At 70.7% G+C, this 21,065-nt stretch carries 15 protein-coding genes and 1 riboswitch; of the genes, 8 read left to right on the top strand and 7 right to left on the bottom strand.

Annotated elements, in window-relative coordinates:
* Positions 1 to 72 precede the first annotated feature (72 nt).
* On the bottom strand, positions 73 to 651 hold the full coding sequence (locus I8J32_RS06570) for an adenylate kinase (RefSeq protein ID WP_200616054.1): 579 nt from the start codon (positions 649 to 651) through the stop codon (positions 73 to 75).
* A gap of 329 nt (positions 652 to 980) precedes the next feature.
* Between I8J32_RS06570 and I8J32_RS06565 the strand changes: the two genes are divergently transcribed.
* The 4 genes from I8J32_RS06565 to I8J32_RS06550 all read left to right on the top strand — a co-directional run bounded on the left by I8J32_RS06565 (position 981) and on the right by I8J32_RS06550 (position 4,761).
* Positions 981 to 2,237 carry a 6-phosphofructokinase gene (locus I8J32_RS06565; protein WP_200616055.1) on the top strand — a complete coding sequence of 419 codons (1,257 nt, stop codon included), beginning with the start codon at positions 981 to 983 and terminating at the stop codon, positions 2,235 to 2,237.
* Between the two features lie 400 nt (positions 2,238 to 2,637).
* Positions 2,638 to 3,402: a cupin domain-containing protein gene (locus I8J32_RS06560; protein ID WP_200616056.1), complete on the top strand. Its 765-nt coding sequence runs from the start codon at positions 2,638 to 2,640 to the stop codon at positions 3,400 to 3,402.
* Positions 3,403 to 3,406: 4 nt separating this feature from the next.
* The gene (locus tag I8J32_RS06555) at positions 3,407 to 3,868 is read left to right on the top strand and encodes a DUF2846 domain-containing protein (protein ID WP_200616057.1); all 462 of its coding nucleotides are present in this window, start codon (positions 3,407 to 3,409) and stop codon (positions 3,866 to 3,868) included.
* 260 nt (positions 3,869 to 4,128) lie between these two features.
* Positions 4,129 to 4,761, top strand: a complete 633-nt coding sequence (locus I8J32_RS06550) for a hypothetical protein (protein WP_200616058.1) — start codon at positions 4,129 to 4,131, stop codon at positions 4,759 to 4,761.
* Positions 4,762 to 4,887: 126 nt separating this feature from the next.
* Here I8J32_RS06550 and I8J32_RS06545 read toward each other — a convergent pair whose 3' ends face one another.
* Positions 4,888 to 5,391: a hypothetical protein gene (locus I8J32_RS06545; RefSeq protein ID WP_200616059.1), complete on the bottom strand. Its 504-nt coding sequence runs from the start codon at positions 5,389 to 5,391 to the stop codon at positions 4,888 to 4,890.
* A gap of 348 nt (positions 5,392 to 5,739) precedes the next feature.
* On the opposite strand from I8J32_RS06545, the gene I8J32_RS06540 reads away from it, so the two are divergent.
* A complete protein-coding gene (locus I8J32_RS06540; protein WP_200616060.1) occupies positions 5,740 to 7,770 on the top strand; it encodes a sodium-translocating pyrophosphatase in 2,031 nt (676 codons plus the stop codon).
* 879 nt (positions 7,771 to 8,649) lie between these two features.
* Positions 8,650 to 9,198, top strand: coding sequence for an inorganic diphosphatase (gene ppa / locus I8J32_RS06535; protein ID WP_200616061.1), 549 nt, complete (start codon positions 8,650 to 8,652; stop codon positions 9,196 to 9,198).
* A gap of 19 nt (positions 9,199 to 9,217) precedes the next feature.
* On the opposite strand, the gene I8J32_RS06530 is transcribed toward ppa, so the two are convergent.
* From I8J32_RS06530 to thiC, 5 genes are all read right to left on the bottom strand, one after another.
* Positions 9,218 to 9,817 carry a hypothetical protein gene (locus tag I8J32_RS06530; RefSeq protein WP_200616062.1) on the bottom strand — a complete coding sequence of 200 codons (600 nt, stop codon included), beginning with the start codon at positions 9,815 to 9,817 and terminating at the stop codon, positions 9,218 to 9,220.
* 612 nt (positions 9,818 to 10,429) lie between these two features.
* The gene (locus tag I8J32_RS06525; RefSeq protein ID WP_200616063.1) at positions 10,430 to 11,368 is read right to left on the bottom strand and encodes an AraC family transcriptional regulator; all 939 of its coding nucleotides are present in this window, start codon (positions 11,366 to 11,368) and stop codon (positions 10,430 to 10,432) included.
* A gap of 156 nt (positions 11,369 to 11,524) precedes the next feature.
* Complete coding sequence (locus I8J32_RS06520) at positions 11,525 to 13,816, bottom strand: winged helix-turn-helix domain-containing protein (protein WP_200616064.1); 2,292 nt, start codon at positions 13,814 to 13,816, stop codon at positions 11,525 to 11,527.
* A 378-nt stretch (positions 13,817 to 14,194) separates the two neighbouring features.
* The gene (locus I8J32_RS06515) at positions 14,195 to 14,881 is read right to left on the bottom strand and encodes a potassium channel family protein (RefSeq protein ID WP_200616065.1); all 687 of its coding nucleotides are present in this window, start codon (positions 14,879 to 14,881) and stop codon (positions 14,195 to 14,197) included.
* A gap of 121 nt (positions 14,882 to 15,002) precedes the next feature.
* Positions 15,003 to 16,877, bottom strand: a complete 1,875-nt coding sequence (gene thiC, locus I8J32_RS06510; RefSeq protein WP_200616066.1) for a phosphomethylpyrimidine synthase ThiC — start codon at positions 16,875 to 16,877, stop codon at positions 15,003 to 15,005.
* 163 nt (positions 16,878 to 17,040) lie between these two features.
* Positions 17,041 to 17,126: riboswitch (TPP riboswitch) on the bottom strand.
* A 393-nt stretch (positions 17,127 to 17,519) separates the two neighbouring features.
* Between thiC and thrA the strand changes: the two genes are divergently transcribed.
* Both thrA and I8J32_RS06500 read left to right on the top strand, forming a co-directional pair.
* Positions 17,520 to 20,015 (top strand): bifunctional aspartate kinase/homoserine dehydrogenase I, encoded by a 2,496-nt coding sequence (thrA, locus tag I8J32_RS06505; protein WP_200616067.1) that lies wholly within the window; start codon positions 17,520 to 17,522, stop codon positions 20,013 to 20,015.
* 113 nt (positions 20,016 to 20,128) lie between these two features.
* Positions 20,129 to 21,064, top strand: a complete 936-nt coding sequence (locus I8J32_RS06500) for a homoserine kinase (protein WP_200616068.1) — start codon at positions 20,129 to 20,131, stop codon at positions 21,062 to 21,064.
* The last annotated feature ends 1 nt before the right edge of the window (position 21,065 follow it).

The following is a 21,065-nucleotide window of genomic DNA, read 5'->3' as shown; positions in this document are numbered from 1 at the left end:
GCCCCGGGATTTCCGGGGCGCTGGTGTTTCGGCAGGACAGCGGAGGCGGAAACGACCCGCCGGGCGCCGACTTCAGCCCACCTCGTGCGCCGGCACGATCGCCTCGACGATGCGGGCGAACACGTCGTCGAGCGAGCCCACGCCGTTCACGACCGTCAGCTGGCCGTGCTGGCGGTAGTAGTCGATGACCGGCGCGGTCTGGGTGTCGTACACCTGCAGGCGAGTGCGCACCGATTCCGGGGTGTCGTCGGCGCGGCCTTCGGCCTTGGCGCGGCCGGCGATGCGCTCGACCAGCAGGTCGGTGGGCACGTCCAGCTGCACGGCGTAGTCCATCGGCTGGCCGATGCGCTCCAGCAGCTTGCCCATGGCGTCGGCCTGGGCCAGGTTGCGGGGGTAGCCGTCCAGGATGAAGCCGCCGTGGGTGTCCGGCCGCGAGAAGCGGTCCTCGAGCATGCCCAGCAGGATGGCGTCGCTGACCAGTTCGCCCCGCGCCATCACTTCCTTGGCCTCCAGGCCCAGCCGGCTGCCGGCGGCCACTTCGGCGCGCAGCAGGTCGCCCGTGGAAATGTGCGGCACCTGCAGGTGGTCCTTCAGCCTCGCGGCCTGCGTGCCCTTGCCGGAACCGGGGGCACCGAGCAATACCAATCGCATCAACGTCACTCCTGGGTTATGTCATCCCCAGCGCGCTCCGCAGGGGGGCGCCGGACACCGGTGCAGTACACCGGCTGGATCGTGCACGGGATCGTGCCCGACTGCCCGACTGGATCGTGCCCGACGGGAGTCCCGCTGGACGTGCCCGATGGACGCATCCGACTGGACACCCCCGACCGAACCGCGCTCGGGATGACAGGACCTGGCGCCTCGCGGCGCTACACTGCCCCGGCACGCCACCCGGCGGCCGGACCCGACCAGAGAGGTCTGCGCGCCCGGCCCGGACGGGGCGGCCAGCTTACCGCATCCAGTCTGGAGCATTGATTCGCATGGCCTCGGGAACCCTGCTCTACGCGCAGTCCGGCGGTGTCACCGCCGTCATCAACGCCACCGCCTCGGCCGTGATCCAGACCGCCCGGGCCCGCAAGGTCAAGGTCCTGGCCGCCCGCAACGGCATCCTGGGCGCCCTGCGCGAGGAGCTCATCGACACCTCCCGCGAGTCGGCCGCGGCCATCGCCGCGCTGGCCCATACCCCGGGGGGCGCCTTCGGCTCCTGCCGGGTGAAGCTCAAGTCCCTCGATGCCGACCGGCCGCGCTACGAGCGCCTGCTCGACGTCCTGCGCGCGCACGACGTGCGCTGGTTCCTCTACAACGGCGGCAACGATTCGGCCGACACCGCGCTCAAGGTCTCCCAGCTGGCCGACGAATACGGCTATCCGCTGACCTGCGTGGGCGTGCCCAAGACGGTGGACAACGACCTGGCCGTCACCGACTGCTGCCCCGGGTTCGGCTCGGCCGCCAAGTACACCGCGGTGAGCGTGCGCGAATGTGCGCTGGACGTGGCGGCGATGGCCGACACCTCGACCAAGGTCTTCGTCTACGAGGCCATGGGTCGCCACGCCGGCTGGCTGGCCGCCGCCGGCGGCCTGGCCGGCAATGGCCCCGATGCCGCGCCGCACCTGATCCTGTTTCCCGAACGTCCCTACGTGGAGGCCGACTTCCTGCGCCGCGTGCAGGCGGTGGTCGACCGCGTGGGCTACTGCGTGGTCGTGGCCAGCGAGGGCATCCAGACCGCCGACGGGCGTTTCGTCGCCGACGCCGGCGGCGGCAAGGACTCGTTCGGGCATACCCAGCTGGGCGGCGTCGCGTCCTTCCTGGCCGGGCGGGTCAAGGACGAACTCAAGCTCAAGGTCCACTGGACCCTGCCCGACTACCTGCAGCGCTCGGCCCGCCACCTGGCCTCGAAGACCGACTTGGCGCAGGCGCTGGCCGTGGGCAAGGCCGCGGTCGACTACGCGCTCAAGGGCATGAACGCGGTGATGCCGGTGATCACGCGCACCAGCGACGCGCCCTATCGCTGGAAGGTCGAAGCCGCGCCGCTGGACCGGATCGCCAACCACGAGAAGAAGATGCCCAAGGCCTTCATCCGCAAGGATGGCTACGGCATCACCGACGCCGCGCGCCAGTACCTGGAGCCGCTGATCCGCGGCGAGGCCCCGCCGCCGTATGGCCGCGACGGCCTGCCCCGCTACGTGACGCTCAAGAACATCCTGGTGCCGGCGCGCCTGCCCGCTTTCGAGGGCTGACCCGCGCAGCGGACGCGTGGGCGCCGCCGGCGGGCGGGTGCCCGGCGCGATCGGCCAGTGACAATCACAGAATGAATTCTGCAAGGCGCGTGCCAGCGCGGCCCATGCGACGGCGCATGGAACCCGGTGCCGCAGCCGATATACTTCCCGGGTCGGCCGGAGTGCTGCGCTACACCACCCGACAGCCTGGCGATGGGGATTGCCACGCTGTCCCGCGGAACGTTTCGGGGATCTGCTTGCAACATCTGCAATGGGCCGCGCGCTTGTCGCCGCGGCATGCCGGGCACCGGCTGGTGACCCGCACGTCATGCCCGCACGCCACGACCGCCATGGCCTCGTCCGGCGCGGACGCGTGCCCGCACCTTCCTGCCCCGCACCTTTCCCGCGATCGAGGCCACCGATGAACATCACTCTCCGCCTGTCCGTGCTGGCCGGCGTGCTGGCGCTGTCGCCCGCCTGGGCACAGTCGCCCGGCGACGCTGCCGCACCGGCCGCTCCGTCCGAAGCGGCGATCCCGCCGGCCGATGCCACGGCGCCGCAGGCCGCGCCCGCCGCAGCCGTCGCGCCGGAGGCTCCCTGCTGCCGCCTGCCGCAGGGCACGCTGGTCGAACTGGAGATCGGCGAGATCATCAACTCCGCGCGCCACAAGCGCGGCGACAAGTTCCCGCTGCGCCTGCGCTCGCCGATCAAGGTGGGCGATGTGGTCGTGGTCCCCGCCGGCACGACCGGTGTGGGCGAGATCGTGCATGCGATGCCGGCACGCGGCGGCGGCAAGCCGGGCGAGCTGCTCCTGGCCGGCCGTTATCTGGAGTTCGCGGGCCAGCAGCTGCCCCTGCGTGGCCTGAAGGTCAGCACCAGTGGCCGTGACACCTATGGCCTTTCGCTGGGCCTGGCCTACGCCGTGGGCCCGTTCGCGATGTTCGTGCGCGGCCATGAGATCGAAGTGCCGGCCGGCACCGCGGTCGACGCCAAGCTGGCCCAGGACACGCAGTTCGATGCGCAGGCCCTTGCCGCGGCAGCGGCGTCGGCGGCCACCAAGCCGGCCGAGTCGCCGGTGTCGGCAGCGGTCGATGCCAGCGCACCGACCACCCCATCCCCGACGGCGGACAGCAACGCGTCCGACGTCTCCGGATCCACCCAAGGCACCACCCATCACCAGGAGTAAGTCGATGTCCCTGTCGTACCGCACCGCGCTGTTCGCCCTTCTCATGATTTCCGGCGCCACCGCCGCCGCCCAGGAAGCCACGGCCCCGGCCGCCGCCACCGTCGCCGCCGCGCCGGCCGCCAACGGCATCATCGCCGCCGCTCCGGCCGACAAGGGCCAGATCGTGTTCTTCCGTCCGTCGAAGATGATGGGCGCCGCCATCGGCTTCAAGGTTCGCGAAGGCGAGACCGAGCTGGGCAAGCTGCGCAGCGGCAAGTACTTCGTGGCCGTGGTCGAGCCCGGCACGCACGTCTACAACGTGCACGGCGAAACCAAGGACGAGCTGACCATGGAAGTCGAAGCCGGCGAAACCTACTACGTGCAGGGCACGCTGGGCATGGGCATCGTCGCAGGCCGTCCGAACCTGGGCCCGTCCGACGAAGCGACCTTCATGTCGCTGTCGAAGAAGCTCAAGAAGGCGGAGTAATCCGCCCATGTCGTCCGGCGACCGCGACACGCGGCGCCGGCGCGCAGGTGACGAAGGCCGCGCAAGCGGCCTTCGTCGCATCTGTGCGGCTTCATTCTCGTCCTCTCCCCGATGCCGCGCCGGCGCCGGCGCCTGCTGCGCGCGAGGGCCGGCGGGGACCGCGATGGCGCGCGTTGCATTGCCAGCCCTGCCGAACGCGCCCTTATACTCGCCGGCACGCCCGCAGGCTGGTGCGGGCGCACTTCACGACGGGGAATGCCTTGAAGCCACTGATCCTGTTCTGCGCGCTGCTGGCGGCGATGGTGCCCGCCCGCGCCACTGCGGTCGACGAGATCGACCCCGCGATTTTCGCGGGCAAGCGCATCTACGTGTATGTGCGCGCGCCGGCCGCATTCCGCGAGAACGTCGACGACAAGGTGCAGCTGGGTGTCGACGGCAAGCCCTTCGGCTACCTGCTGGCCAAGGACCAGCCCCCGCTGCCCCCGCTGGCCGATCCAGCCGTCGTGGTCGCCTCCCGCCTGGTCGACATCCTCGCCGCCACGCAGGGCGCGGTCGCCGTCCGGGGCACGGAGCGGGACTACGAATTCCATTTGCAGACCTACCGCTGGGGCTTCGCGCCGAACGCGCGCATGCCGGGACGCTACTACGTGCACCAGGGCGTCGAGATCAAGGTCGTGCGCAGCAGCGACCGGCGGGTGATCGCCGAACAGCGCTGCCATCCGGACACGCGGCTGCAGGCGGATGCGCCCACGCTGGAACGCCTCGGTGCCGACCAGGCCCGCGTGATCCGCGTGGCATCGGACCAGCTGGCGTGGCACTGCGCGCGCGAGATCGCGCAAAGCGTGCTGCACGTCCCGCCCGGCAAGCTGCCGCCGGTGCCGCCAGCGCAGTGAATCGCCTGCCGCACCCGAATCAATGACGAAGGCCGCTTGCGCGGCCTTCGTTTTTCGCAGCGTCTTGTCGGTCGGCGACCGGCTCGCCATCCCGGCAAGGCGGACCGCACGAGCGTTGCGCGCGGACTACGGGCAGGCGCCCTTGGCCACGTCGATGCCGACCGCGAACACGGTGACATCCGGCGTGGCGCCGGCCTGGATCTGCGCCTTGGCCTCTTCCAGGTAGATGCGCGAACGCCCCTGCGCATCGAGCTTGGGCGGCGCCGCGGCGCCGGTGCGGCGCCACACCTGCACCACCGCCTGCTGCGCGGGACATCCCTCGCGCGTGACGACAATGCGCTCGTTCAACTTCCAGCCTTTCTCCACCGACGGCCTGGCCTTCTCGAACGACACCAGGCGCGCGCGCGGCTGGCATTGCGGGTGCGTCTTGACCGGTGTCATCCGGTAGGGGTCGGCGGCCTGCCCGGTGAACACGCCTTCGAAACGGGCGCACGCCTCGGGAATCCCGCGCACGGTGTGGACCACGCCGACGGCCTGCGGCTTGCCGGCCTGGCGGGTGATCTCGGGTTGGGGTGCCGCGGCCAGCGCGAAGGCGGGCAGCAGTGACAGCGCAAGCAACGATCGAAGCATGGGGCGACTCCGTGGTGACAGGCTCGGGCCACCGGGCCCGGCGTGGACGCCACGCGCGGTTCGCGTGGCCATGGGTGCCGCCGGGACCACGCGCGGCAGCCGATGCAGGCTGGCATGCGCGGGCTGAATCCCGCTTTCACGACACGCCATCGGGGCCTGGCACGGGCCGCTGCGGCCACCCCGGCGCGACGCGCGGCCGCGTGATCGCAGTCACGGCCCCGCGCCGTTGCGGCCGCCGAAATGTGCCATAGTCGGGCCGTTGCGCCCGTGGAAGCCTCGCGGGCGCACCTGCAAAAAAACCTGCGGTTTTCCCAGAAATTCCATAATTGTCCACTCGGGGGAGGGTTCATGCTGGAGCAGTACGGTTTGGCCTTGGCGCTGGTCTGCGCCGTCATCGCGATCCTTTACGGGGTCGTTTCCGCGCGCTGGATCAGCGCGCAACCCGCCGGCAACGAACGCATGCAACAGATCGCCGGCGCGATCCAGGAAGGCGCGCGCGCCTATCTCAATCGCCAGTACACGACGATCGGCGTGGCGGGCGTTGTGCTGTTCCTGGTGATCGGCTTCTTCCTCAGCTGGCATACCGCGATCGGCTTCCTGATCGGCGCGGTGCTGTCGGGTGCGGCCGGCTACATCGGCATGAACGTGTCGGTGCGCGCCAACGTGCGCACCGCCGAGGCCGCGCGCAGCGGCATCGGCAAGGCGATGGACGTCGCGTTCCGCGGTGGTGCCATCACCGGCATGCTGGTGGTCGGCCTGGGCCTGCTCGGCGTGGCCGGCTACTGGGTGATCCTCTATCGCCACCTGGGCCTGCCCATGGATGAGGCGCTGCACGCCCTGGTCGGCCTGGCCTTCGGTTCGTCGCTGATCTCGATCTTCGCGCGACTGGGCGGCGGCATCTTCACCAAGGGCGCCGACGTCGGCGCGGACCTGGTGGGCAAGGTCGAAGCCGGCATCCCCGAGGATGACCCGCGCAACCCGGCCGTGATCGCGGACAACGTGGGCGACAACGTCGGCGACTGCGCCGGCATGGCGGCCGACCTGTTCGAGACCTACGCGGTGACGATCATCGCCACGATGCTGCTGGGCGGCATGATGCTGACGGAAGCCGGCCACAACGCCGTGCTCTTCCCGCTGGTGCTCGGCGGCGTGTCGATCATCGCCTCGATCATCGGCGCGTTCTTCGTCAAGGTGAAGGCAGGCGGCTCGATCATGGGCGCGCTGTACCGGGGCGTGATCGTCTCGGCCGTGATCGCGGCGATCGCGTTCTACCCGATCACCACCCAGCTGATGGCCGACAGCAGCCTGGGCGCGATGAATCTGTACTGGTGCGCGCTGATCGGACTGGTGCTGACCGGCGCGATCGTCTGGATCACCGAGTACTACACCGGCACGCAGTTCAAGCCGGTGCGCCACGTCGCGCAGGCCTCCACCACCGGCCACGGCACCAACATCATCGCCGGCCTGGGCGTGTCGATGAAGTCGACCGCGCTGCCGGTGATCGCGGTGTGCGCCGCGATCTGGACGGCCCACGCGCTCGGCGGCCTGTACGGCATCGCGATCGCGGCGACCTCGATGCTCTCGATGGCCGGCATGATCGTGGCGCTGGACGCGTACGGCCCGATCACCGACAACGCCGGCGGCATCGCCGAGATGGCCGGCCTGCCGCCGGAGGTGCGCAACATCACCGACCCGCTGGACGCGGTGGGCAACACGACCAAGGCGGTGACCAAGGGCTACGCGATCGGTTCGGCCGCCCTGGCCGCGCTGGTGCTGTTCGCCGACTACACGCACAACCTGCAGGCCAACAATCCGGGCGTGACCTACGCCTTCGACCTGTCCGACCACATGGTGATCATCGGCCTGCTCATCGGCGGCCTGATCCCCTACCTGTTCGGCGCGATGGCGATGGAAGCCGTGGGCCGCGCCGCGGGCGCAGTGGTGGAGGAAGTGCGCCGCCAGTTCCGCGAGATCCCGGGGATCATGGAAGGCACCGGCAAGCCGGACTACTCGCGCGCGGTCGACATGCTGACCAAGTCGGCGATCAAGGAAATGATCGTGCCCTCGCTGCTGCCGGTCGCGGTACCGGTCGTGGTCGGCCTGCTGCTGGGCCCGAAGGCGCTGGGCGGCGTGCTGATCGGCACGATCGTCACCGGCCTGTTCGTCGCGATTTCCATGACCACCGGCGGCGGTGCCTGGGACAACGCGAAGAAGTACATCGAGGACGGCAATTTCGGCGGCAAGGGTTCGGAAGCGCACAAGGCCGCCGTCACCGGCGACACCGTGGGCGATCCCTACAAGGACACCGCCGGCCCCGCCGTGAACCCGCTGATCAAGATCATCAACATCGTGGCGCTGCTGATGGTGCCGCTGCTGTAAGGCGATCCTTCCGCGTACCCGTGCCAAAGCAAGCGACGACGGCGGCCTCCGGGCCGCCGTTTTCGTTGGAGGGTGCCCGGCGATGGACAGCGCGGGCCGGCAGGCGGTGACGCAGAGCGTGCCGCCAGGGCTGGGCGCGGCGACGGCCTGGACCACGCCGGCCAGCGTCCAGGCAGGGCGCGAGCGCCCCCGAAACTGCCCGCCGGCGTCCCTGGGAGGGGGTGCGAGCGTGCACACATCGGCCCGGCTACCAAAAACGGGACGCGAGCGTCCCTTTTTTGCACGGCGGCGGGCAAAAAAGAGACGCGCGCGTCCAAAAAAGACTCGGCGACGTCCCGGATTTGGACGCGAGCGTCCAAAAATCACCCGGCGACGACCAGAATTTGGACGCGAGCGTCCGAAAATCACCCGGCGGCGTCTGAAATCGGGACGCGCGCGTCCAAAAATCACTAACTCGCGGGCGGAATTTGGACGCTCGAGACCGAAAATTGGACGCTCGCGTCCGGAATTCGGCCGCTCGCGTCTGGATCCCGGACACCCGCTACCGGAATCAGAAGCCCAGGCGCAGGGCGCTGGCAGGCGGGGCTTGCGGGGGTCCGAGGACGCGTTTGCGGACCACGGGTCCGCGCAATGGAGCCAGGCCTCCTTCGTGCCGTAGCCGCGATGCGACCTGCCGCCCCCATCCCAGCCTTCCCCCGCGAGCGGGGGAAGGGGCTGGTTCGCAAGTGCGACCTCCTTTCTCCCCCGCCGGGCGGAGAAGGGGCAGAGGCGCAGGACCGTCCTGCTGCGCCGCAGCACGCGACCACGTAAAATGCGCGCCCTCATCCCCCACCCGCCTCCGCCGCCTCCGCGCGGGGCGCAGAACCTCGGAGCAGTGCAATGGGTCTGGACCTCGTCCCCACCGGCAAGAACCCGCCGGAAGAGATCAACGTCATCATCGAAATCCCGAAGGACGCCGAGCCGGTCAAGTACGAGGTCGACAAGGCCTCCGGCGCGATCTTCGTCGACCGCGTGCTGTCCACGCCCATGCGCTACCCGTGCAACTACGGCTACGTCCCGCACACCCTGTGCGGCGACGGCGACCCGGCCGACGTGCTGGTGCTCATGCCGCTGCAGCTGATCCCCGGCTCGGTGATCCGCGTGCGCCCCGTCGGCGTGCTGCGCATGAGCGACGAAGCCGGCGCCGACGAGAAGATCCTCGCCGTGCCGGTCACCAAGGTCTATCCGGGCTACGCCCACATCCAGGACCTCACCGACGTGCCGCAGCACTGGCGCGACCGCATCGGCTACTTCTTCGAGCACTACAAGGACCTGGAAGCCGGCAAGTGGGTCAAGCTGGACGGCTGGGGCGACGTCGCCGAAGCCAAGCAGGTGCTGGTCGAGTCCATCGAACGCTACAACGCGCAGAGCGAGAAGCCGAACTTCTGAGTTCGGGCATCGCGCTTGGCTATGAAGAGCCGCCTCCGGGCGGCTCTTTGTTTTGGCGGGCCGCGTCGACCGACGCGATGACGGCCGCTGCGTGATGCAGTCGCGGTGGCAGATGCAGATGCAGATGCAGATGCAGATGCGGATGCGGATGCGGATGCGGATGCAGTTGCAGTTGCAGTTGCAGTTGCAGTTGCCGTTGCAGTTGCCGTCGCCGTTGCCGTTGCCGTTGCCGTTGCCGTTGCAGGGTTTGACCTTCCGGGGCCCCCGTAGCGCAGCGGCGAGCGGGACGGATCAGACCCCGCAGGGGCGGGCGGCATGGATGCCGCCCGCTTTTCGACAGTACAGGGATGTACTGTCGAAAAGTCCCGGCCCGTTCGCGGACCCTGCGCGCGCAGCGTGCAGGGCGCGCAGCCCCGGGGTGCCCTTTCTTTTGGTTATCTTTTCTTTGGGCAAGCAAAGAAAAGTAACTCGCGCCAAAGGCGCGAAAGCCTTTGACCTTCGGCTTCGCTTTTGGCTTTGGCTTTGGCTTCGGCTTCGGCTTCGGCTTCGGCTTCGGCTTCGGCTTCGGCTTCGGCTTCGGCTTCGGCTTCGGCTTGGCGATTGCGCTGCAGTGTTGCACTCCGCGCCTACAGTTCGCGCCTGTAAATTGCGCTCTGCAATTGCGCTCTGCGTGCTTCTCCAAATGCAGTTGCTGGTAGCAGGCACTCTGGCGACCTGCGGCCCCCATCCCAACCTTCCCCCGCGAAGCGGGGGAAGGAGCTGAGTCGCGGCGATCGTTGGCCCCCATCCCAACCTTCCCCCGCGAAGCGGGGGAAGGAGCTGAGTCGCGGCGATCGTTGGCCCCCATCCCAACCTTCCCCCGCGGAGCGGGGGAAGGAGCTGAGTCGCGGCGATCGTTGGCCCCCATCCCAACCTTCCCCCGCGGAGCGGGGGAAGGGGCTGATCCTCGCGACCTGCTTCCCCCATCCCAACCTTCCCCCGCGAAGCGGGGGAAGGAGCTGACAGGCACAGCCTGCTGGCGTTCGATGCCGCGCGGACCAGTGGTCCGCAAGCGCGTCCTCTCACCCCCGCGAAGCGGGGGAAGGAGCCGATCCGCTCAACGGGCACAAAAAAACACGGCCCCTCGCGGGGCCGTGTTGTCGCGTGATCACAGAGCGATCGTTGCTACCTCGTGTACTTCCAGCAACATCGTGCGCCCGATGTCGAAACCCTTCAGTACGTGAAGGTCACATTACGTCCCCGTGCGCAGAGGCGCTTTGCCCGGCGCCTCCAATGCCTTTGCGGAGATCGGCGTCACCGCCTGGGTTGCCGATGCCTTGCGGTAGCGCGTCGCCGAAACGCCGAAGCGCGCGCGGAATGCACGCGCGAAACTGCAGCAGTTGTCGAAACCGCACGCGGCGGCGACTTCGCCGACCATCATGGTGGTGGTGTCCAGCAGGTGCGCCGCGCGCTCCACGCGCAGGCGCGCCGCCGCGGCCTGCGGGCTTTCCTCGAACAGGCCCTGGAAGGTCTTGGAGAAGTACCAGTTGGAGAAGCTGGTCAGTTCGGCCAGCTCGCTGATGCGCACGACCCGGTCGCTGTTGCCTTCCAGGTACAGGCGCGCGCGCTGCAGGCGGCCGAACACCTGGCGCTTGCGGCTGCGCGAGCGGCCCGGGCAGCGGGTGATGTGTTCGTCCAGCGCGCTCTGCACGTTGGCCAGGTGCATCAGCAGCGGGCGCAGCACCGCGGCGTCGGGACCGGGCTCGGCGGTGGCCGCGCGCAGGCCGGCCTCGCGCCACAGGCGCATGGCCAGGCGCAGGTCGTGTAGCGACATCCGGCCGCGGCCGGCGTACAGGCCCAGGTCGGCGAAGCTGGCGAGGGCGCGCAGCGCTTGGGTGCCCAGCTGGAGACCCAGGCACAGGCCGTGGCGGTCGGTCTGCAGCTGCGGGCGCGAGTCCTTCTCGAACGCGATCCACTCGCCGCGGCGGAGCTGGAAGCGGCCTTCGCGCGCCTCCACCCAGGCGGTGCCGCGCACCTGGACCCAGATCGAGAACCCGCCGTCGACCTGGACGCTGCCCAGGCGGGCCACGCCGATGCAGCCGGCCGAGCCGGCCGTGGCGCCCTGCGGAAGAACGTCAGCCGCGTGCGGCTGGATCTGCTGGCCGCGGTCGGCCCACTGCGTGACTTCCATTGGTCTGCTCCACCGTTTGCCTGATGTGTCCGGTGGTTGTGCCCTTGACGGGCCCAGGCTTCAGGAAATTTGGCGGAGGAATGTGCGAAATCGGCACGAAAGCCTTTCCGATGGAGTTACGAAAGGCGTTTTGCCTTTGCGGCCAAGGAGTTGCGGTCAGCCGGGGCCGGCTTCCTCGGGCGGACTGGGCAGCGGGAGGTAGCCGATGTCGCCGCCGTCCCACAGGGAAACCGTGATGAAGATCGCATCGCCGCGCGGGGCCACGCTGAATCCCTGGGGCCCTGCGCGGCGCTGCCGGTCGACGCAGACCGGGGCCGAATCGTCGCCCAGGCGGCGGATGGCGCTGGCGCAGTCGCGGGTGCGCTGCAGGAGCAGGACGCTGCCGTCCTCGCCCACGCCCCAGGCCCGGAAACGGGAGACTTCGGGGCGCAGCGGGTCGAGCTGGCGGAGGCTGGCCGGCGCGAGGTCGAGGCCGCCCTGCCACAGCCCGGGCTCGCCGGCCCTCGTGAACAGGACGCGCAGGTTGCGCGGGTCGGTGCGGGCCACGGCGACGCCGTCCAGGCCGGCCAGTTCCCGCCAGGGCGTCACGGTGCGGTCGTACAGGTGCAGGCGCAGCCGGCCGGTATCGCCGGCGGCCAGCACGAGCAGGCGCCCCGGGGCGTCGGGCACGTACATCGCCTGGATGATGTTCGCCGCCGGGATGGGCAGCCGCACCACCCGCCCGCTGGCGGGGGTGACTTCGAAGGCGCCCTGGCCGCCGGGGCCTTCGCCCACCACCAGCAGGCGCCGGCTGTCGCGCGACCAGTCCGGCAGGTGCCAGGACTCCGGCTGGAGGCCTTCGATCAGCCGCAGCGACTCGGGTGCGCGCAGGTCCGCCCACCACAGGCCGAAACTGCCCGCGCGGCTGGAGGTGAACACCAGCTGCTGGCCATCGGGCGCGACGGCGGGCAGGCGGTCCCGGCCTGAGGAGGCGAACAGATGCTCGCCGCCGGTGGCCTCCTGGTCGTCCAGCGGGGCGCGGTGCACGCCGTAGTAGTTGACCGCCTCGACGAAGGCCAGGCCCTGCGTGCCGGCGGCGGCCATCACCGGCTCGACCGAATCGGGCAGGCCCAGGTCCTGCAGCAGGCCGCTGGCGAGGTCCAGCCGCAGCAGGCGGCTTTCGCTGTGGTGCCAGCGCGCCAGGACAATGCCGCGGCCGTCCGGCGTCCAGTCCCAGCCGCGGATGTCGCCGTGCATGCGGGTGAGCCGCTGCGGCGTGCCGCCGGTGGCCGGGATGCGCCACAGGTCACCGGCCGGCGCATTGCGCACGAACACGATCCAGCGCCCGTCGGGCGAATAGTGCGGGGCGTAGTCCACATCCTGCGCGGTCGCCCCGTACTCGATCGGGCGCCAGGCGCCGCTGGCCAGGTCGAGCACGCGCAGGCCGGCGGTACCCCCGGGGACGCCGCGGCTGCCGAAGACCAGGCCGCGACCGTCGTGGGTCCAGTCGAAACTGGGCGGGTTGCGCGGATCGCACACGCCGACGTTGCGCTCGTTGCCGCCGCTGGCCGGCACCACGAGCACCCGGCATTCGCGATCAGGCACCACGCGCAGGAAGGCGATGTCGCGCCCGTCCGGGGACCACGCCGGGGACTGGTCGGCGGCGTCGTCACCGGGATGGGTGAGCTGGCGCGGCGGACTGGGGCTGGTCGTCTGGACCAGGATCGCGGTCCGACGCTCGCCCGCCGGTACCGCCACGTAGGCCACCAGCGCCGAATCGGGCGACAGCGTGGGGCTGGTCTCGGCGCCGGGGACCGAGGTGATCATCTGCACCGCCGGCGTCGCCAGCGACCGCGTGGCCGCCGATGGCGCCGGCACGGGCGCGGGCGGCGACGGCTCGCGCAGCGTCGCCCAGCCCAGCACCGCGGCCGCCACCGCGACCGCGACCCCGAGCGCCGCCGCGATGGCGCGCCAGGAGCCGCGCACGACGGGCGGCGTGGGCGGCACCGGCACGCGCGGCGGCGGCGGCAGCGGGGGCACCGGCGCCTGCGCCGGCAGGGAGGCGACTTCACCCGTCACCCGTGGCATCAGCACCGGCGCGGGCGGCAGTTCCTCCAGCGCTTCCACTTCGGCCAGCAGGCGGTAGCCATGCTTGGCGATGGTCTCGATGTAGCTGGGATTGCCGCGCTCGTCGTCGAAGGCCTTGCGCAGCTGGGTAACGGCCTGGGTCACCACGTCGTTCGTGGGCAGCGTGCCGGGCCAGACCTGGGCCAGCAGCGCGTCGCGGCTCACCACGCGTCCGCCCTGCTCGATCAGCACGCCCAGCACGGCGATCGCCTTGGGCGTCACGCGCCGCGGACGCCGCGCCGACGGCGCGAGGATCTCGCGCAGGGCGAAGTCGACCGTGCACTCGCCCACGCGGAGCCGGCCGGCGGGCATCGTGGCGGTGGACGGAGGACTGGTCTGCATGAGCCGGCAATGATGGACTGCGACCGCTGACGGCCGGATGTGCCAATGGACGTGGACGTCCCGCGGGGCACGCGGGCCGCCGGCCGCGATGTCCCGGCTGCCGGCGGTGATGAATCACGGGCGGCGGAAGCGCAGGACCGCCGTCGATGCGGGGGAATTCTAGGCGCAGGGGGCGCCGCGACTGTGTTTACGGATGAACGCGGGTTCAGGAGCAGGCCGCGGGACGGACTGATCGCGGCACGCCAGGGCTGCCCGGCGATCGTTGTCCCCCATCCCCACAGCCCCGGCCAGCAGGCACAGCCAGCTGGCTTCGACCGCGGCCCCGTGGTCCGCAAGCGCGTCCTCTCACCCGCGGAGCGGGGAAGGGGCTGAGCGGGCCTAGCGCTTGGATGCGCGCAGGATGGACAAGCCGATCAGGCGCGAGACCACCACCGCCACGTAGCCCACGCCGGCCAGCTGCTCGAACATGGTCAGCACGCGCGCGGCGGGCGACAGCGGCACGATGTCGCCCAGGCCGGTCGCCGAGAGATTGGTGAAACTGAAGAAGAGCAGCTCCAGCCAGGTGCGGGGACGCTCGGGCATCACCGCGCCGGCGAAGCTGTCCGGATACCAGTGCTGGCACACCACGAACAGGTAGGCGAAGCCCCAGGCCAGCAGCGTGAACGTCGCGCCGGCGGCGAGCAGTTCGTCCGTGGTGACGCGATGGTCGCTCATCATGTAGACGATCAGGCTGACCGCCGCGTAGAAGTACACCGCGGCCTCGAAGGCGGACGACCACACCAGCAGGGTCTGGCTGTCGAACAGCACCGACAGCAGCGACAGCACGCAGGCCGGCGCGGCCAGCAGCCAGGCGATCCAGTTCACCGAGGGCGTGCGGTTCACCACCCACACGGCCAGCACCAGCACCAGCACGCTGAAGCCTCCGAAGACCACCCGGCCTTCGTGCCCGTCGAGCACCGGGAACAGCAGCAGGCTCAGCAGCTGCGCGGCCAGCAGGAACGCGGAAGGGTGGCGGCGCGCGCGGGCGCTCCATCGTTCGCGGGGGAGGTCGGGCGTTGTGGTCATCGAGGCGCCAGTGTACGACCGCGGACGGCGCCGGGCGCCCCCCGGAAGGTGCGCCCCGTGCGCGATGGCCCCACGGCCGCCAGTGGGATCCGGCTGGCGACCGTGCGTGGACGGATCAGGCTCAGGCCTTGTGGTAGACCTGCGCGCCCTGCTCCAGGAACTCCTTGGACTTCTCCGCCATGCCCTCGCTCAGCGCGGCTTCTTCGCTCATGCCGTGTTCGGCGGCGTAGTCACGCACGTCCTGGGTGATCTTCATCGAACAGAAGTGCGGACCGCACATCGAGCAGAAGTGCGCCGTCTTGTGCGCGTCCTTGGGCAGCGTCTCGTCGTGGTACTCGCGCGCCCGCTCCGGGTCCAGGCCGAGGTTGAACTGGTCCTCCCAGCGGAACTCGAAGCGCGCCTTGCTCATCGCGTTGTCGCGCGCCTGCGCGCCCGGATGGCCCTTGGCCAGGTCGGCGGCGTGCGCGGCGATCTTGTATGCCATCAGGCCTTCGCGCACGTCCTGCTTGTTGGGCAGGCCCAGGTGTTCCTTGGGCGTGACGTAGCACAGCATCGCGGTGCCGAACCAGCCGATCATGGCCGCGCCGATGGCCGAGGTGATGTGGTCGTAGCCGGGCGCGATGTCGGTGGTGAGCGGGCCGAGCGTGTAGAACGGCGCTTCGCCGCACTCGCGCAGCTGCTTGTCCATGTTCTCCTTGATCAGCTGCATCGGCACGTGGCCGGGGCCTTCGATCATGGTCTGGACGTCATGCTTCCAGGCGATCTTCGTCAGCTCGCCCAGGGTTTCCAGTTCACCGAACTGCGCCGCGTCGTTGGCGTCGGCGATCGAGCCCGGGCGCAGGCCGTCGCCCAGCGAGAAGGCCACGTCGTAGGCCTTCATGATTTCGCAGATTTCCTCGAAGTGCGTGTAGAGGAAATTTTCCTTGTGGTGCGCCAGGCACCACTTGGCCAGGATCGAGCCACCGCGCGAGACGATGCCGGTGACGCGCCGCGCGGTCAGCGGCACGTAGCGCAGCAGCACGCCGGCGTGGATGGTGAAATAGTCCACGCCCTGCTCGGCCTGCTCGATCAGCGTGTCGCGGTAGATCTCCCAGGTCAGTTCCTCGGCGCGGCCGTCGACCTTCTCCAGGGCCTGGTAGATCGGCACCGTGCCGATCGGCACCGGCGAGTTGCGCAGGATCCACTCGCGCGTCTCGTGGATGTGCTTGCCGGTCGACAGGTCCATCACCGTGTCGGCGCCCCAGCGGATCGCCCACACCAGCTTCTCCACTTCCTCGGCGATGCCCGAGGACACCGCGGAGTTGCCGATGTTCGCGTTGACCTTGGTCAGGAAGTTGCGGCCGATGATCATCGGCTCGCTTTCGGGATGGTTGATGTTGTTGGGGATGATGGCGCGGCCGCGGGCGACCTCGTCGCGCACGAATTCGGGCGTGATGACCTTCTGGATGTTGGCGCCGAAGGTCTCGCCGGCGTGCTGGCGCAGCAGGTGCGCCTCGCGGATCGCCTCGATGCGCTGGTTCTCGCGGATGGCGATGAACTCCATCTCGGGGGTGACGATGCCGTTCTTCGCGTAGTGCATCTGCGAGACATTGGCGCCGGCCAGTGCACGGCGCGGCTGCGGGCGGTGGCCGAAGCGCACCGCGTCCAGGCGCGGGTCGTCCTCGCGCTGGCGGCCGAAGGCCGAGGACAGGCCGTCGAGCAGCTGCGTGTCGCCGCGCTCGCCGATCCACTGCGCGCGCAGCGGCGGCAGGCCGCGGGCGAGGTGGATGGTGGCTTCCGGATCGGTGTAGGGACCGGAGCAGTCGTACACGGCCAGGGCCGCGTTCTCCTCGCCGCCGAACATGGTGGGCGTGCGCGCCAGCGCGATCTCGCGCATCGGCACGCGCAGGTCGGGGCGGGAGCCTTCGACGTGGATCTTGCGCGAACCGGGGATCGGGCGGGTGACGTCGGCCGACAACTGCTCGGCCTGCTGGAGGAGATGGGGCACCGCATTCATGGCATTCGTCCCGGTTCGTTGCGTGTGGACTGCGGACGATCCCGGCTGCGGAGCTTCCCGACGCGCCGGGGCGCGGTGGAATCTGTGGCAGCCGGAAGATCATCGCGGCGCGACGAAGCGGCGGCGCGCGGACGTGCCCTGCAGGCGCGGGGGCGTGTCCGGCGAAGCTCCCTACGGCGGCGTGACCCGCATCAGGTTCGAAGGGTCTGTCTCAACCGCGGCGCCAGGCGCCCGCGGTACCCCCGCTTCGGGGCACATTAGACCACAAGGCGCGGGCGGGCTTCTCCGATGGCCGGGCGCATGGGCCACGCGCGTTGCTTCGGACATGGACGGCGCGCACGTCCGCCGGGCTCCACGGCCGGCGTTCCGGGGGCGGGCGCCACGAAATCGTCATTTGACTTCCCCCCGCGCCGCCCGCTATCACTAGCCCATGCCCGTCACCTTCGCCCGCTCCGCCCACTTCCGCTGCGCTCCCGCGCAGACCGGCGCGCGTGCGATTACCACCACCCGCACTACGACCACCACCAGGTGGCGGATGCGGCTGGGCGTGTCGGACTAGGAATCCACCACCCCGTCCCGCATCCGAACCGGATGCGGGGCGCTCCCGGTCCGGTCGCTGCGGGGCTCTCAAGGAGCCTTGCCATGTCACTCGTCGCCCCCGCACTGCCGCAGGCCGAAAAACGGCCCGCCCCGCCTGCTTCCCTCCGCCTGCGCAGTGCCCACAAGTTCGGCGGCAGCAGCCTGGCCGACGCCGCCCGCTTCCGGAACGTAGCCACTTTGCTGGCCGACGCCGGGGGCCCGGGCGTGGTGGTGGTTTCGGCGATGCAGGGCATCACCGATGCGCTGACGGCCCTGGCGAACGCCGCACTGGCCGACGAGGCCTGGCTCCCCGATTTCCAGGCGCTGCGGGACCGGCACTTGGCCACGGCGCAGTCGCTCGACCCCGCCGGCGTGCTCGGCCAGTGCCTGGCGGTGGAACTCGACACCCTGCATGCCCTGCTGCAGGCCCCGTCCCCCGAGCCGCACTGGCACGCCACCGTGCAGGGGCTGGGCGAAGTGCTGTCCTCGCATCTGCTGCATGCCGTCCTGGGCGCTGAGCCGGCGGGCTGGGCGCGGCTGGACGCCCGCGACGTGCTGGTCGTGCATGCGGGCGAACTGGGCATGGCCGTGGACTGGGACCGCAGCCAGGCCCGGCTCGCGCGGTGGCGCGCCGCGCATCCGCAGGAGAACGTCGTCATCACCGGCTTCATCGCGCGCGACGGCGAGGACCGCATCGCCACGCTCGGCCGCAATGGCAGCGATTATTCCGCGGCGATCTTCGCCGTGCTGTTCGGCGCGGGCGAACTCACCATCTGGACCGACGTCGACGGCGTGCTCAGCGCGGACCCGCGGCTGGTGCCCGACGCGGTCTGCCTGGCGTCGATGTCCTACGCGGAAGCCTGCGAACTGGCCTATTTCGGCGCCAAGGTGCTGCATCCGCAGACGATGGCGCCGGCCATGCAGGCCGGGCTGCCGATCCTGATCCGCAACACGCTCAATCCCGCCGCGCCCGGCACGCGCATCGCACGCGAGTCGGCCCCGGCGGCATCGCCGGTGAAGGGACTGAGCCTGGTGCACGCGATGGCGGTGCTGGAACTCAGCGGCGCCGGCCTGATCGGCGTGCCCGGCACCGCCGAGCGCCTGTTCGCCGCGCTGCGCGAAGCGCGCGTTTCGGTGACGATGATCACCCAGGGCTCTAGCGAGCACACCATCTGCTGCCTGGTGCGGGGCGAGGAAGCCGAAGCGGCGCGCGTCGCGGTGGCGCAGGCCTTCGCCGAAGCCATCGCCGACGGCCAGGTCGAAGGCGTCACCGTGGACCGCGATGTCGCGGTGCTGGCGGCGGTGGGCGATGGCATGGTTGGCACGCACGGCGTCGCCGCGCGGCTGTTCCACGGCCTGGCGCAGGCGCGGGTGAACATCCGCGCGATCGCGCAGGGCGCGAGCGAACGCAACATCTCGGTGGTGGTCGATGCGCAGGACGCGGTGCGCGGCCTGCGCGCGGCGCACGCGGCGTTCTGGCTGTCGCCGCAGACGCTATCGGTCGGCCTGATCGGGCCGGGCAAGGTGGGGCGCGCCCTGCTGGGCCAGCTGGCGCAGCTGCAGCCGCGTTATTCCAATGGCGGTGGCCTGGACCTGCGCCTGCGCGCGATCGCCAACAGCCGCCAGATGCACTTGGCCGAACGCGCGCTCGACCCGGCCGGCGCACTCGACGGGCTCGACGCGGGCCAGACGCTGGATCTCACCCGCTTCGCCCAGCACGTGCGCGCCGAACACCTGCCGCATGCGCTGATCGTGGACTGCAGCGGCAGCGACGAGGTCGCCGCGCACTACCCGCAATGGCTGGCCGCCGGCATCCACGTGGTCACCCCCAACAAGCACGCCGGCAGTGGCCCGCTGGAGCGCTACCGCGCGATCCGCGCCGCCACGCGCCACGGCGGGCATTTCCGTTACGAAGCCACCGTCGGCGCGGGGCTGCCAGTGATCCAGACGCTGCGCTGCCAGCTCGACACCGGCGACGAACTCACCCACGTCGACGGCGTGCTGTCGGGCACCCTGGCCTGGCTGTTCAACCGTTTCGACGGCAGCCAGCCGTTCTCCCAGCTGGTGCGCGAGGCCAGCGAGCGCGGCTATACCGAACCGGATCCGCGCGACGACCTGTCCGGCATCGACGTGGCGCGCAAGCTGGTGATCCTGGCCCGCGAGGCCGGCCGCGAGCTGGCGATGGAGGACGTCGAGATCGAAAGCCTGGTGCCACCGGCGCTGCGCACGGTCAGCCGCGAGCAGTTCCTCGCCCGCCTGGACGAGCTCGACGCCCCGCTGCAGGCGCGCCTGTCGGCCGCCCAGGCCCAGGGCCGGTCGCTGCGCTACCTGGCGCAGCTCGATGCGCAGGGCCGCGCGCGTGTCGGGCTCGTGTCGCCCGAACCGGGACATGCCAGCCTGCACGGCGCGCTGACCGACAACCTCATCCAGTTCCGCACGCGGCGCTACGCCGACAATCCGCTGGTGGTGCAGGGGCCCGGTGCCGGGCCGGAGGTCACCGCCGCCGGCGTGTTCGGCGACGTGCTGGCCATCGCACAGGCCCTGGGAGCACGCCTGTGAACGGTGCGGCGAGCCTGCAGTCCGACGTCGCCCAGGCGAACGGCGCGCTTGTCGCGCCCCCGGCCGATGCACGAGGATCGGTGGCGCACACCCCGCAGGGAACCGGAATCTCGATGATCGCCGCACGGGCCACCGCCTTTGCACCCGCCAGCGTCGGCAACATCGGCGTGGGCTTCGACCTGCTCGGGCACACGCTCGCGGGACTGGGCGACCACGCCGTGGTGACGCGCGTGGATGCGCCCGTCGTGCGCATCGAGGCCATCGAAGGCGACGTCGATGGCGTCGCGCTGCTGCCGCTGGACGCCGCGGCCAACACCGCCGGGCGCGCCCTGATGGAACTGCGCGAACGCCACGGCATCACGCACGGCTTCTCGCTGCGCCTGCGCAAGGGCATTCCGCTGGGATCGGGCCTGGGCGGATCGGCGGCCTCCTGCGTGGCCGCGCTGGTGGCCGCGAACGCATTGCTGGACCAGCCGCTGACGCGCGCCCAGCTGTATCCGCTGGCGCTGGTCGGCGAAGCCGTGGCCAGCGGCAGCCTGCATGGCGACAACGTCGCCCCGATGCTGTTCGGCGGCGTGGTGCTGGCGACCGCCACCCAGGCCATTCCGCTCTCGGCGCCCGACCTGTACTGCGCGGCGGTGCATCCGCACTTCGTGCTGGAGACGCGGCGCGCGCGCGCCGCGCTGGGCGAGCCGTACGCGCTGTCCCAGTTCGTCCGCCAGAGCGAGCACCTCGCGCTGTTCCTCACCGGCCTGGCGCGCGGCGACCGCACGCTGATCGCGCAGGGCCTGCGCGACGTGCTGGTCGAGCCGCGCCGCGCGCCGCTGATCCCGGGCTTCGCGCAGGTACAGGCGGCGGCGCTGGACCATGGCGCCCTCGGGGCGAGCATTTCCGGCGCCGGTCCGACCGTGTTCGGCTGGTTCGACACGCAAGCGCAGGCGCACGAAGCCGCGCTGGCGATGCAGGCGGCGTTCGCGCAGGTGGACCTTCCCAGCGACATGCACGTCTCGCCGGTGAACGGGCCGCGCGCCGAGCTGGTGGAGGGCTGAT

Origin of the sequence: Lysobacter solisilvae, from assembly GCF_016613535.2 — a bacterium.
Lineage (GTDB): Bacteria > Pseudomonadota > Gammaproteobacteria > Xanthomonadales > Xanthomonadaceae > Agrilutibacter > Agrilutibacter solisilvae.
The sequence above is the reverse complement of the archived record's forward strand: the minus strand, read 5'-3'. Positions and strand labels throughout refer to the sequence as shown.